This is a genomic window from Parafannyhessea umbonata, assembly GCF_900111255.1.
GTDB lineage: Bacteria > Actinomycetota > Coriobacteriia > Coriobacteriales > Atopobiaceae > Olsenella_J > Olsenella_J umbonata_A.
This window is the reverse complement of sequence record NZ_FOGP01000005.1, coordinates 57538-71515: the sequence shown is the minus strand read 5'-3', so window position 1 is coordinate 71515 and position 13978 is coordinate 57538. Positions and strand designations below refer to the sequence as shown.

The 13978-nt window shown below is 61.2% G+C and carries 11 protein-coding genes; all 11 read right to left on the bottom strand.

The annotated features are described in order from the left end of the window. Positions 1–94: 94 nt before the first annotated feature. The 11 genes from BMY31_RS07170 to BMY31_RS07120 all read right to left on the bottom strand — a co-directional run bounded on the left by BMY31_RS07170 (position 95) and on the right by BMY31_RS07120 (position 13751). Positions 95–1165: an ATP-binding protein gene (locus BMY31_RS07170; RefSeq protein ID WP_091009386.1), complete on the bottom strand. Its 1071-nt coding sequence runs from the start codon at positions 1163–1165 to the stop codon at positions 95–97. 15 nt (positions 1166–1180) lie between these two features. Continuing rightward, positions 1181–2731 carry a ribonuclease Y gene (gene rny / locus BMY31_RS07165; RefSeq protein WP_091009383.1) on the bottom strand — a complete coding sequence of 517 codons (1551 nt, stop codon included), beginning with the start codon at positions 2729–2731 and terminating at the stop codon, positions 1181–1183. A gap of 282 nt (positions 2732–3013) precedes the next feature. Next, positions 3014–3568, bottom strand: coding sequence for a regulatory protein RecX (locus tag BMY31_RS07160; RefSeq protein WP_180371378.1), 555 nt, complete (start codon positions 3566–3568; stop codon positions 3014–3016). A gap of 134 nt (positions 3569–3702) precedes the next feature. After that, the gene (gene recA, locus BMY31_RS07155; RefSeq protein ID WP_078687634.1) at positions 3703–4797 is read right to left on the bottom strand and encodes a recombinase RecA; all 1095 of its coding nucleotides are present in this window, start codon (positions 4795–4797) and stop codon (positions 3703–3705) included. Between the two features lie 147 nt (positions 4798–4944). Further along, entirely contained in the window at positions 4945–5466 is a 522-nt protein-coding gene (locus BMY31_RS07150) for a CinA family protein (protein ID WP_091009378.1), read from the bottom strand. A 1-nt stretch (position 5467) separates the two neighbouring features. After that, positions 5468–6064, bottom strand: coding sequence for a CDP-diacylglycerol--glycerol-3-phosphate 3-phosphatidyltransferase (gene pgsA / locus BMY31_RS07145; RefSeq protein ID WP_078687632.1), 597 nt, complete (start codon positions 6062–6064; stop codon positions 5468–5470). A 7-nt stretch (positions 6065–6071) separates the two neighbouring features. Next, on the bottom strand, positions 6072–7433 hold the full coding sequence (gene rimO / locus BMY31_RS07140) for a 30S ribosomal protein S12 methylthiotransferase RimO (RefSeq protein WP_091009375.1): 1362 nt from the start codon (positions 7431–7433) through the stop codon (positions 6072–6074). Beyond that, positions 7399–7896: a YajQ family cyclic di-GMP-binding protein gene (locus BMY31_RS07135; RefSeq protein ID WP_078687630.1), complete on the bottom strand. Its 498-nt coding sequence runs from the start codon at positions 7894–7896 to the stop codon at positions 7399–7401. The genes rimO and BMY31_RS07135 overlap by 35 nt, the downstream gene beginning before the upstream one ends. Before the next feature lie 13 nt (positions 7897–7909). Beyond that, a complete protein-coding gene (locus BMY31_RS07130; RefSeq protein WP_091009373.1) occupies positions 7910–9472 on the bottom strand; it encodes a helix-turn-helix domain-containing protein in 1563 nt (520 codons plus the stop codon). 1 nt (position 9473) lies between these two features. Beyond that, entirely contained in the window at positions 9474–12089 is a 2616-nt protein-coding gene (locus BMY31_RS07125; RefSeq protein WP_091009371.1) for an FtsK/SpoIIIE family DNA translocase, read from the bottom strand. Further along, positions 12090–13751, bottom strand: a complete 1662-nt coding sequence (locus BMY31_RS07120) for a ribonuclease J (RefSeq protein ID WP_078687627.1) — start codon at positions 13749–13751, stop codon at positions 12090–12092. Between the last annotated feature and the right edge of the window lie 227 nt (positions 13752–13978).

Here is a 13978-nt window from a genome sequence, read left to right as displayed (position 1 = left end):
CGGGTGCGTTTCTAGTCTTGCGGTGCGATGGTTTTGGTACTCAATTACAAACAATTATCTTACAGTTTAGCTTCAGATATGAGGGGCTGACAAGCTAGTCGCCCTCGTCAATCTCAAAAGTAACAGTAATCTTGTTGCGCGTCACCCTAATCTTCGGGTCAGCGGCAAGACACAGGTAGTACTTGTCGGCGATAGACGAGAAATCCCTCTCCATCACGCGCGAGAAGTTCTCGAGGTCCTCGACGGAGACCTTGAGCCCCCTGCGGTCCTTCTGGAGGTCGACCTCCTTGGGATCGGGCGACCCCTTATGCGTGAGACGTGAGAAGACGCTGCGAAGGGGCTTGACCTGACCGCTCACGATGCGGTGCGCGGTGCGCTCGGACATGTCGAGCCCAAGGCCCCGAGAGACCTCGAAGAGCTCGGAGGCGTCCGCGGCAACGGCGAAGCGCTCAAGCACGGGGAGCTCGGAGAGCGTATCGACGAAGAGAAGGTCGGAACCTCCCAGGGAGGGCTTCACCCTCCTGCGTGCAGTCGCCGCGATCTCAGCAGGCGAACCAACATACACCTCGCACCTACCGCGCTCCTCGAGGGCGAACTCGCAGCAGGTGCGAATGATGTTGTGGGGACCGCGCACGACGGACTGGTTGCCGTCATCGTCGCTGCCCAGAGATGGCCACGTGGACTGGTCCGCCCTCTCGCGAACCTTCTCGACATCCGTCACGACCTTGATGGACGACCCCTTGCCGGGAGCCGAGTCCACGACGCGAGCGGACTCGGCGTTCTCCTTCACCGAGAAGAGCGCCATTCCGCGACCATGCACGCCCCAGCGGTCCATATGGACGCTCTCGAGCTTTGAGGTGACGCGCGCATCGAAGATCCTGTCCTGCATGGACTCGGGAACCCCAGAGCCATCGTCGAGGATGGTCAGCTTTCGCGTGGAGCCGTCCCTGAATGTCGCGACGAAGATGCGGCGGGCACCTGCGTCGCGAGAGTTCCTCAGCATCTCGACGACAACGTCTTCGATGCAGCGGATGTCGTGCTTTGCCTGACGGCGCTCCGCTTCGGAAACGCGAAGCTTTACGAAGCCGTCGCCAAAGTTCTCCTCGACACGCAGAGAGCGCTCGCCTCCCATGGAGGCAACGAAGTCAACGAGGTCGCTTGTCATACGAACGCGCCCAAGCTACTTCGCGACGTCGACGGCACGGGACTCGCGGATGACCACGACGCGAACCTGGCCGGGATACTCCATCTCGTCCTCGATCTGTTTGGCGATGTCGTGGGCAAGGACCGTCGCCTCGGAGTCGGAGATCTTCTCGGGCTGGACCATGACATGGAGCTCGCGACCGGCCTGCATAGCGTAGGTGCGCTCAACGCCCTCATGGGCATTGGAAATCTCCTCAAGCTTCTCAAGCCTCTTGATGTAGTTCTCGGCAGACTCGCGACGTGCACCGGGGCGTGCAGCGGAAATGGCGTCGGCAGCCTGGACCAGGACGTCAAGGACGGTATCGGGCTCGACGTCGGCGTGGTGTGCCTCGACAGCGTGAACGATCTCGCGACGCTCGCCGTAGCGGCGGCAGAGGTCGGCGCCGATGACGGCATGGGGACCCTCGACCTCGTGGTCAATGGCCTTGCCCAGGTCATGGAGAAGGCCGGCTCGCTTGGCGATGGCCTCATCAAGACCGAGTTCGGATGCCATGATGCCGCAAAGAGCGGAGACCTGAATGGAGTGCTGAAGGACATTCTGGCCAAAGGAGGTGCGGTACCTCAGTGCGCCAAGCGTCTTGATGAGCTCGGGGTGCAGGTCGTGGATGCCGGCATCGAAGGCAGCCTGCTCGCCAGCCTCCTGGACGCGCTCGTTGACGAGCTTCTCAGCCTTCTTGTACATCTCTTCGATACGCGCGGGGTGGATGCGCCCGTCAGCGATGAGATTCTCGAGGGCAACGCGGGCGGTCTCCCTGCGGACAGGATTGAAACTCGAGAGGACAACCGTCTCGGGAGTATCGTCGATGACCAGCGAGACACCGGAGACCTGCTCGAAGGTGCGGATGTTTCGCCCCTCGCGGCCGATGATGCGCCCCTTGAGGTCATCGGAGGGAATGTGGACGGACGTGACGGTAATCTCACCGGCCTGGTCGGCAGCGCAGCGCTGGATGGCAGTGCTCACGATCTCGCGCGCGGTCTTGTCGGCCTGAGCGCGGATCCTCTGCTCGGAGTCCCTGATGATCTGGGCCTCGTCCCGGACGACCTCGTTTCGCACGCGATCGAGAAGCTCGCGGTGGGCGTCGTCGCGAGAGAGGTCTGCGATACGCTCGAGCTCGGAGGTCTGACGGGCGAAGAGGTCGTTGACCTCGTTCTGGCGGCGGTCGATCTGGCCCTGCTGGCTGGAGAGCTGGTGCTCCTTGCGATCGAGCGCGTCGTTGCGACGGTCGAGGGACTCCTCGCGCTGCATGATGCGATTCTCCATCGACTGGAGCTCCTGGCGCCTCTTGCGCTCGTCAGCCTCGCTCTGATTCTTGAGCTGGAGGATCTCCTCGCGCGCCTCGACGAGTGCGGACTTCTTCGCCGTAGCCGCATCCTTCTCGGCGGCATCAACGATCTTGGCAGCCTCGCTCTTGGCGTCCTCGAGGGTGCGGTTCGCCTCCTGGATCTTCGAGTTGCTGCCGCTCGTGGCGATGAAGTACGCGGCAACTGCACCGATGACCAGGCACACAAGCCCGATGACAATTTCCATAGTTCACTCCTCAGATGATTAGATTGCATAAAGTCTGTTCAGGAAACCGCCAGCATACGCAGCGGAACCCGCCATCTGAGGCGAATCTCGTCCCAAGGAGGTGCATTGTCTGGAATAAAAAAGATAAACAACGCCTGTCGACGAGCCCGACAAACGAGAAATACTCAAATGACGATTAAATCCTAGGTTGAATACCGAAAACTGTCAAACATGCACGGCGAGTAGCGTCGCCAAACGTACCAAATACACGAAAGAATCGTGCTAGACGAACCAAGAAACGCATTATCCGAGAAGCGTACCCTCGTCCTTCAGGCGGGAGGCGACATCAGATGCAACGGAATACGAGAAACCGCGACCAATCAAATAGCGAACGGCCTTAGCGTAAGGGTCCCTTCCAGAGAAGCGCCTGCGAGACGCAAGCTCGTAAGCACGCTCCGCCTCGTTGGTCGCGTCGAAGTAAGAGTCAGGCCAGCCTTCGAGCGTCTCAACATCAACGCCCCTTCGGGAAAGCTCACGCTCAATCCGAAGCTCGCCCCAACCGGAGGAGATCTTTGACCTGATAAAGACGTCCGCATATCGCGAGTCGTTCAGGACGCCGACCTCAACCATCCTCTCCACAACAGACTTGACCACGTCGGATGGGTACCCGTCGCGCTGGAGGCGTAGAGTAAGCTCGGAGGTCGAGTAGTCCCTGCGGTTGATGAGGCCCTCTACGCGCTTGCGGCATTCGGTCTCCTCAAGCCAGGACAACTGAAAGATAAGCTCGGCACGTGAGTCAGGAAGCGACTCTCCGTCCTTCCTGTGACGGGCGAGGACCTTCGCGACCGAAACGGGCACGAAGAGCTCCTCATGCCCACAAGACTCCGAATCAACGCAGATGGAGGCCTTGGGCTTATAGAAAGTGGAGCGTGAGCCTTTGGAGCCAGGAAGGGAAACGCTCCACTCAAACGAACCAGATGAACCCATCGCGACTACTTCGCCTCAGCGGTGTCCGAGAGGGCAACTGGAACGCCGACAGGCTCGTCACCAAAGTCAAGGCCGCACGCCACCCGTACCTTGTGGTCGATCTCCTCGCGAAGGTCGGGGTTGCTGGCCAAAAAGGCCTTGGCAGCCTCCCTGCCCTGGCCAAGCCTCTCCGTCTCGTAGGTGAACCATGCGCCGCTCTTGTTGACGACGTCCAGGTCGACAGCCATGTCCAGGATGGAGCCCTCCTTGGAGATACCCGTGCCGTACATGATGTCGAACTCGGCCTGCTTGAAGGGAGGAGCGACCTTGTTCTTGACGACCTTGACCCTCACCCTATTGCCGATGACGTCGCCGTCTTTCTTGATCGAATCGATCCTGCGGATGTCCATGCGAACCGAAGAGAAGAACTTGAGGGCACGTCCACCGGGCGTCGTCTCGGGGTTGCCGAACATGATGCCGATTTTCTCGCGGAGCTGGTTGATGAAGATGCAGGTCGTCTTGGACTTAGAGAGCGAGCCTGCAAGCTTGCGGAGCGCCTGGCTCATAAGGCGAGCCTGGAGGCCGACGGTGGTGTCGCCTATCTCACCCTCGATCTCGGCGCGCGGGACGAGCGCGGCGACCGAGTCAACGACCACGACGTCGATGGCACCGGAGCGAACAAGCATGTCACAGATCTCGAGTGCCTGCTCGCCGGTATCGGGCTGAGAGATGAGGACCTCGTCGATGTCGACGCCGATGCGGGCGGCGTAGCCGGGGTCAAGCGCGTGCTCGGCATCGATAAAAGCCACGACACCGCCCATAGCCTGGGCCTCGGCGAGGATCTCGAGTGAAAGCGTCGTCTTGCCCGAGGACTCGGGGCCGTAGATCTCGATGATGCGCCCACGCGGAACGCCACCGATACCCAGGGCGGCGTCCAAGGCCAAAGAACCGGTAGGGATGGCTTCGATGTCGAGGTCTACGCCGCCGTCACCGTACTTCATGATTGCGCCCTTGCCAAACTTCTTGACGATCTCGGACGTGGTGGCGTCGATCATCTTGTCGCGCTCTTCGCCGTAGGTCTTCTCGTGCACAGCGCGTGCGGATCCCTTGCTCTTGGCCATAATCACTCCCAATTCGAAAGACTACCGAAATAGTAGTCGAACACCCGTTCGGTGTCAAACCATGCTTCCAGTTAAGCAAATTGGACTTGCGGGAAACTGACCCAGCGAGAGGGGTTAGAAGCTGCGCGCACAAAGTCGCAGCTTCTACTAGGCAAGCGCGTCTTTCAGCATTGTGAGGGCGACAAAGGTCGCCTTGCGCCTCACCTGGTCGCGATTTCCGGAGAAAAGATGCAGCTCGCTCTTCGTCGACCCAACAGATGCGATTCCGAACCAAACGGACCCCACCGGCTTATTCGGCTCGGCGCCTGTCGGTCCCGCAATCCCCGTGACCGAAACGGCAACGTCGCAGGAGAGAACAAGACGCGCACCAGCGGCCATGGCCTCGGCACACTCAGAGGAGACCGCACCGATGCCGGGCGTATCAAGAATGTCGCTCGAGACACCGAGGACGTCGTGCTTCACCCCTATCGCATAGCTCACGACGCCACCCCTAACAGTGGCCGAGGAGCCTGAGACCGAGGTGAGGGCCGCAGCGACAAGCCCTCCGGTGCAGGACTCCGCGGTGCCGACAAGGCTGCCGGAGGATACTCCAAGCAAAACGACCTCCTCCGCAAGGCGAGAGAGGTCGTCGTCGGAAGGAAGCTCTATGTCCGAGTCGGAAAGCGACAAGCTACTCACCCTCCGTAATGAAAGCCCAGCTCTTTACGAAGTAATCAATGCCGCTCCAGGCAGTCAGGACGACGGCGGCGAGCAGCAGGACGTACGAGATGACGGAAAGACCCGACGCGAGGACACCGGCGGGAAGAGAGCGTAGCAGCATGAGACCGGAAAGCGAGACCATGGTAGTCGCAGTCTTCCACTTGCCGAGGTTGGACGCGGCGATGACGGTGCCCGCGGAAGCCACGACCATGCGCAGGCCAGAAACAAGGAACTCGCGCGAGACGATGACGAGCAGCACCCACGGAGACGTCATGCCCTTCTCCAAAAAGAAGCAAAGCGCGACGATGACAACGAGCTTGTCGGCGATGGGGTCCAAGAACTTACCGAAGGTGGTCACCTCTCCCCTGCTGCGCGCAAGGTAACCGTCGAGCTTGTCCGTAAGGGAGAGCAGGATAAAGAAAACGGCCGAGAAGAGCGCGGCAAACGAGACCGAAGAGCCATCCGAGGCGGGGCACAGCTCGGCCACGGCAAGCCAGACGGGAACGAATATGACGCGGACGCTGGTGACAACGTTTGCAGGCGTCCAGATAGATTTGTTGGAACTCATGAACTAACTACTCCCCAATGATCTCGCCAACAAGCTCATAGCAGAAGGAATCGACCAGCTTGACGCGAACGACGTCACCCACGGAGGCCTCGCCCTCGGCGATGTGGACCGCGCCGTCGCAGTCGGGAGCCTGGAACCAGGTGTGACCGATGAGCTCGACGCCGTCGTCGGTCTCCTCGACGCCGTCGATGATGACATCGGCCTCCTCTCCCACGTGCTTTGCGGTGGCAGCAAAGCCCATCTCCTCCGCGACATCCAGAAGCTGCTGGGCGCGGTCGAGCTTGACGTCCTCGCTCACCTGATTGGCCATCTTGGCCGCGGCCGTGCCGTCCTCCTGCGAGTAGGAAAACACCGAGGTATAGTCGAACTCCTGCTCGGTGACGAAGGAAAGAAGCTCGTCGAACTGGTCGTCGGTCTCGCCGGGGAAGCCGACGAGACCCGTCGTCCTGAGCACCATGCCGGGAATCTCGCTGCGAAGCTTATCGAAGACGGCACGCAGCTGTTCGAGAGACCCGGAGCGGTTCATCGACTTGAGGATCTTCTCGTCGCAGTGCTGAACGGGTATGTCGATGTAGTTCAGGACCTCAGGCGTGTCGCGAATCGCTGCGATAAGGTCGTCCGTCATGCCCTCGGGCTGGAGGTACAGCACGCGAACCCAGCCGTTGTAGGGACGCACCACCTCGCCGACCCTGCGAAGGAGCCATGCAAGGGAGTAACCGTCACCCATGTCACTGCCCCAGATACCAGTGTCCTGGCCGATGAGAACAACCTCGCGCACGCCACCCCTCATAAGCTCGGCAACCTCGTCGAGAATCTCGGCGGCAGGACGCGAGTGGTAGCGCCCGCGAATGTAGGGAATCGCACAGAAGGCACAGTAGCGATCGCAGCCGTCGGAAATCTTCACGAAGGCGCTCGCGCCTTCGACGGTCCTCAAAACGCGATTGCCAAGGGCCTCACTGCCCTGCCCCTCGATGTCCAAGACGCCACGAACAACCTCAACAATGCCATCCTCCTCGTCAGCGCGGACGAAGGCCGCGACCTCGGGAAGCTGTCCGGCAAGCTGGTCACCGTAGCGAGAGGGCACGCAGCCGCACATGACGATGGGACGCCTGCGCACGCCCTGGGCGACGTCATCGGCAAGGTCGAGCGTGGCGTCAATGGACTCGGAGGTCGCCGAGGCGAGGAACGAGCAGGTGTTGATGAGAACGACGTCGGCCTCGTCTACGTCGTGGGCCTCGCCGAAGCCCGCCTCGTTAAGAAGCGCGCGCATGCGGTCGGTGTCGACCTCATTTTTGGCGCAGCCAAGCGTGACGTAGAGGCAGTAGAGAATGGGGTTATCGGTAGTTGTTGAACTGGAGAGGCTGGCCATAGTCCCTTTCCTTTAGCGAGCTAATGACTTTCTGAAGCGTGTCGCGCGAAGCGGACGAGACGCGGAGCTTGTCGCCCTCGACGGTCACCCTGCACTTTAGCTTGAGATCGCGAATGTCCTTTGAGATCTTCTTTGCGGTCTCCTTGTCAATCCCCTGGACAATGCGGGCGCAGCGGTAGACCAAGGTGCCCGAGGAAGAGCAGGTGTCGTCCCACCTGAGCGCGGTGAGATCAATCAGGCGCTTAGATAGCTTGGAGTTGAGCACGTCCACAACCTGCCCCACAACGAACTCCGAGGGGGCGACGACCTTGAAGGTCGCGTCTCTCTTCGAAAACTCGATGCTCGAGTCGGTCTGCTTCAGGTCATAGCGCTGCGTCAGCTCACGCGAAGCCTGATGGTAGGCATTGTCTACTTCCTGGATATCAACCACAGAGACAATGTCAAAGCTGGATTCCTTTGCCATGGTTCCCCTCGCACTAGTTCTTCTGGGAGCTCGAGCCGGTCTTCTTCGAGCCCTTGGCCGAGCTTGCAGTCGCGCTCTTCGAGCCGCTCGAAGAGGTTGAGGATGAATCGCCACTGGAGGTCACGGAAGCATCCGAGCCATCAGATGCGCCGTCGGACTTGGTAGCGACCTTGGTGCCCGCAATGGTAACGGTACCGATGCCGGAGGTCTTGTTGTCGAACTTCTGGGTCTCGCCATTCTTCTTAACCGTCACTGCGGAGGTGTTGCTCACCTGCACGGTGATGGAGTCGGTAACGACGAAGCTCTTCTTCCAGGGACCGGTTATCTGCTCAGCCACCTCGCTCTTCCCGTCGCACTCGATCTCTACCCAGGACACCTCGCCGTCTTCGACGCTCACGACCACGTCGGTCTCGGTGTTCGCGTCTTGCTCATCCTTCTCGTTCTTGGCAGCGACGGCTTCGGCAGCGGCCTCCTCCTCTTCCTTGGAATTGCTATCCGAGGAGCCTGGACTGGAGTCACTTGGCTTCGACTGGGACTGCGTCTGGGTCGAAGAGGAGCTGACCTCAACAGTCTTCGAGCCGCTGGCCCCCTTGCTCACGCAGGAGTTGATGGACGAGATTACGACCACAGTCAAGATCACCGCACAGGCAACCAGTCCGAAGCCGATGGCACGGCGGCTATCCGAGAAGAACGCCTCAATCACGCCCATGACACCGCCGCGTGGCGGCTTGGGGTTCCTGCGTGCGCGGTTGTAGCGACGCGGGTCCTCGCTCGGCCGACGGCGTGCGACGTTGGGTCGGTCAGTGCGCGCGATGTTGCGAGAGGACTGCCTGCCCGAGAGCGTCGAGGCAGCCTCATAGGGACGAGCATTGTCATATCTGAGGTCGTCGCGGTACTCGCTCGGGTTGACGCGGCGGACGCTCACGCGGTCGCGAGACGAGCGATCCGCATAGCCCTCGGATCCGCGGTAGCGCGAAGCATAGCCGGAGCGATCGGCCTGCTGACGGTAGCGCGATGACCTACCGCCGTCGCGACCGGAAGAATAGTTGGACATGTCCCTTCCGCTATAGCGACGCGGAATAATGTCGCCACGTGCCGCCGAGCGGCTGCTGACCAGAGGCGTCGAGCCCTGTCCGCGCGCACTCGCACGCGTGGTCGTGTAGCCATACACGTCTCCAGCATAGCCGCCCGAGGTGGGAAGAAGCCCGCGACTGCCTTCGTAGTGGCCGTCCCCGGAGCCCTCGCCCGGAAGTTCGTAGGAAGGCCCTTCTCCCCCACTCCCTCGACGCGAGCCGCCGCGGCCGGCAATCTGGCGCCCCGACCCACCGTGCTCCCAATCGGCCAAGTCAGCCGAGAACTGTGCCGTCACCATGCGCGGATTAAGGCCGAGGTAGCGAGCGTAGGAGGAGAGCATACCCTGGGCGTAGCCTGACTTGGGCATCATCTGGAAGTCGCCGTCCTCAAATGCCATGAGGACGTCCTCCCTCAGGCGTAGCACATTGGCCGCCTGCTTGATGGAAAGGCCGAGCTCGCGTCTTCTGTCGACGAGCATCTCGCTGAAGCGAGGACGCGCCATGCTACACCTCCCTATACTTTGCTTCCTGCGTCTTAAGGTCCTCAAGGGCCTCTTTATCCAGAAGGACCTCTCGGGGCTTGGAGCCGTCGGGTGGACCGACGACGCCCTTAGCCTCGAGCATGTCCATGATTCGTCCTGCCCTAGCGTAGCCCACCTTGAGCCTGCGCTGGAGGCCAGAGGTAGAACCCAACTGCGAGTCCACAACAATCTGCGCGGCCTCCCAGACGAGCGGGTCGTCGTCCTCCCCGACCTCTTCGCGTCCGCCGCCAGGCATGCCGGGGACCACCTGGGAGAGAATCTCCTCGTGGTAGTCAGGCTCCGCCTGGTCGCGAATGAAGCTCACGACCTCCTCGATCTCGTTGTCAGAGGTGTAGCAGCCGAGCACGCGCCTCGGGGCGAGGCCGCGGTCCTTGAAGAGCATGTCACCATTGCCCAAAAGGCGCTCGGCGCCAGTCTCATCGAGAATGACGCGCGAGTCGATGCCGGAGGCGACCTTAAGGCCGACGCGACTGTCGATGTTGGACTTGATGAGGCCCGTGACGACGTTGGCGGAGGGACGCTGGGTTGCAATTACGAGGTGAATGCCGGCCGCACGCGCGAGCTGGGCGATGCGGACGATGGAGGCCTCGACATCCTTTCCAGCAGTCATCATGAGATCCGAAAGCTCGTCCACCACGACAACGATGTAGGGCAGGGGCTCGGGGGGATTGTCCATCTCGGAGAGCTTGCCGGTTTTGCACATCTCGTTATAGACGAGAATGTTGCGAGCTCCGGCACGCTCGAAGACCTTGAGCCTGCGCTCCATCTCGGAGACCGCCCACTGCAGGGCACTCGCAGCCTGGCGTGGGTCGGTGACGACCGGGACGTAGAGGTGCGGCAGCCCGTTGTAGCTCGAGAACTCGACGCGCTTTGGGTCGACCATAATCATGCGCACCTGTTTGGGGGTCGCACGCATGAGAATCGACATGATCATCGAGTTGATCATGACGGATTTGCCCGAGCCGGTGGTGCCGGCAACGAGCATGTGGGGCATCTTCGAGATGTCTGCTATGACGGGCTTGCCGGCGGAGTCACGGCCTATGGCGACCTCGAGGGGGCCGCCCGTGGCATAGGGCAGGACATCGCCCAGGTGAACGTTGGACCTCTTGCTGTTAGGAATCTCGACGCCCACGTAGCTCGTGCCCTTGATGGGCGCGAAGATGCGAACCTTCTCGGCGGCAAGCGTAAGAGCAATATCGTCCTCGAGGTTCTTGATCCTGCTGACGCGTTCGCCCTCGCCCATCTCGATGCGGAAGGTCGTGACGATGGGGCCCGAGATATAATCCACGACGCGGCTCGACAGGCCAAACTCCCTCAAGGTTCCCTGAAGGCGCTCGCGCGTCTCGTCCAGCTCCTCTTTGGAGGCCGCGGCGTTGGCACTGTGGGGGTTGCTGCTCAGCATGTTGAACGGAGGAAGCTCATATCCGTCGACATCGTCTCCAGGACGCGAACCCGAGGCCTTCGCGCGCGTCGTCTTCTGCTTTGCGACGGCCTGCTTGGCGGGCTTGCCCCTCTTGGCGGAGTCCTCATGGGGTTTGTCGACGGTCGCGCGAGAGCTGCGTGCGTTGCGAATGAAGTCAGGCACGGCGGCAGGAACGCTCTCCTCGTCGTCCGGCTCGGGCTGGACGCGCACGTCACACAAGGGCTCGCCTTCTCCGGCGAGCTCGCCGCCGAAGTCGATGGCGGGCTGAGTGACGTCCGTGTCGATGTCGGGATGTTTCTTGCGCCTGAGCAGGCGGGTCTTTGGCTGGGTAGCCTCGAGGTTCCCATCGGCTTGGACATCGTCGAGTCTGACGGTCGGAGCGTCCTCGACACGGCCCCTGGAGTGGCGTCCGCGCAGAAGGACGCTGGTGCGCCTGGAGCCGATGAAGCTGGTGGGAGCCTCGACGTCGTCGTCTGCCAGATTGTCGTCAGACTGCAGGCCGCGGGCGGACTCGGCAAGGGAGGCCTCGCGCTTGCGCTCTCGGGCGAGCCTGATGGAGTCACCGACCTGCTCGGCTTTGCCGCGGATACGGGCAACGGCACCAGAGATGGAGAAGCCACAGATGACCGCGCCGACGACGATGACGCCAGCGAGAATGACGTAGCCCACGTCACGGCCGACGGTGCTCAGCAGGGCATACGCCACGCAACCGCCGACGTATCCGCCATAGCTGCCAACAATCTCCTCGGCGACGACCATGTAGGGCCTCTCGAGAGTTCCGGGAACGGTCAGCGAGATCATGCCCAGAATCGAGACGATGATGAGGAAAAGGCCAAGAGCGACCTTGTGGCCTATGGGCTCGTCCTCCCCCAAAAAGAGCGTGGCCGCGAATATGATGAGCGAAATCGGGCAGAGCAGGGCACCCACGCCAAAACAGAGCACCAGGAACTCGCCGACTGCCTTCGTCACAGGAGCGTTGCTGGGAGATACAAGCGCTAAGACCATCGCTATGGCAACCACGATGATACAAACTCCCATGATGTCGAAGACCGCGGAGCCCCTCTCGGGCAGAAGATGCTCGAGGGCCGATCCGTTCGCGGCGCCGCGGGACGAACTACGCCTCTTTTTTGCGTTTGATCTGCTTTTAGAGGGCATTTAAACCTCCATCACGACCGGAATGACCATGGGTCGCGTGCGCGTCTTGTTCCAAAGGTAGTTGGAAAGGCTGTTGCGGGAGCTCTTGCGCAGGGACTCGACGTTCGAGCCCTCCTTGCTCGCCATGCGCTGGAGCGTCTGCCTGACGGTCTCCTGGGCCTCGTTCGCGATGTCGTCGACCGAGAAGGAGACGCCTCGGCAGGAGATCTCGACGTTGCCGACGGCGCGGCTGCGCTTGGAGACGGTAGAGACGACGGTGACGATGCCATCGCTCGCGAGCTTCTGGCGATCGCGGAAGACGACGGGGTTCGCGTCGGTGATGGAGAGGCCGTCGACGTACACGACACCGGACTCGACGGGTCGGCCCCAGCCGACCTTGCCGTTGACCATCTCGAGCGTATCGCCGTTGTCGGCAACAAAGATGTGGTCGGCGCGCATGCCCATCTCCTGGGCGAGCTTCGCGTGGGCCCTCAGGTGCACGGCCTCGCCGTGAACAGGCATGAAGAAGCGTGGCTTTGCCATGGCCAGCATGAGCTTGAGCTCCTCCTGGGAGCCGTGGCCCGAGACATGGACAAGCGTTGTGCTCTTGTCATAGACGGCGCACCCGATCTTGGACAGCGAGTTTATTATGCCCTGGACGCTCTTCTCGTTGCCCGGGATGGGGTTGGCCGAGATGATGACCGTGTCATCGGCCGTGATGGTGAAAGATTTGTGGTCGCCATTGGCCATGCGCGAGAGGGCGCTCATGGGCTCGCCTTGGCTTCCGGTGCACATGACGACGATCTTGTCGTCGGGGATGTCCTCGACCTCGAAGCCGTCGATGATGTCGTCGGGATCGATCTTCAGGTAACCCAGCTCACGGGCGATCTTGGTGTTCTGCACCATCGAGCGGCCGGTGACAACGACCTTGCGACCGACGGCCGTGCTGGCATCGCAAATCTGCTGCAGACGATGGATGTGGCTCGAGAAGGACGCGACAATGACGCGGCCCTTGGCGTTCTTGATGATGTGTCGGATGGCGGGGCCCACGGCCGACTCGCTCTTCGTGAAGCCGGGACGCGTGGCGTTGGTCGAGTCCGACATGAGCAGGTCAACGCCGAGGGTAGCGAACCTGTTGATGGCCTGGTAGTTGGGTGTGACGCCGTCAATCGGGGTCTGGTCGAGCTTGAAGTCGCCCGTGTGCATGACAGAGCCCGCCGGCGTGCGCATATAGACGCCCAGCGCGCCCGGGATGGAGTGTGTCATCGAGAAGAAGTCGATGCTGAAAGCACCCAGGTTGATGTGCGTGCCGTTGGAGACGTCGCGGAACTTGGGCGAGTTGATCTTGTGCTCGGCGAGCTTGCCCTCTATGATGCCCAGGGTCAGCTTCGAGGAGTAGATGGGGACCTTCTTGGCGAGGTCCATCAGGACGTACGGCAGCGCGCCCGTGTGGTCCTCGTGGCCGTGCGTAATAATGATGCCGCGAAGCTTTTCCTCGTTCTCGAGGACGTAGGAGTAGTCGGGCAGGATGAGGTCTATGCCAGGCTGCTCGTCATCGGGGAACATGAGACCGGCATCGACCAGAATCATGTCGCTGCCGTACTCGAAGGCGGTCATGTTCTTGCCGATGCCGTCGAGTCCACCCAGCGGAATGATCCTCAGGGGAGTCTGCTTTTTTGCCATTGGTTGAAAAATCCTTTCGACGTTTTAACTGCGATATCAAAGGCGGAAGCCCGCCTAACCTTTGAAAGAAGGACCAAACCATGCTGGTCATATCTTTCTTATTTTACTCACATATCGCCGTCAGGAGAGATTCGTAGGCCAAACCCCATAGGAAATCGCCAGTTTGCGCAGCCGAGAAGCAAAAAAGCGGGCGCCCGAAGGCGCCCGCCAAGCGTGTGCTCAATTCT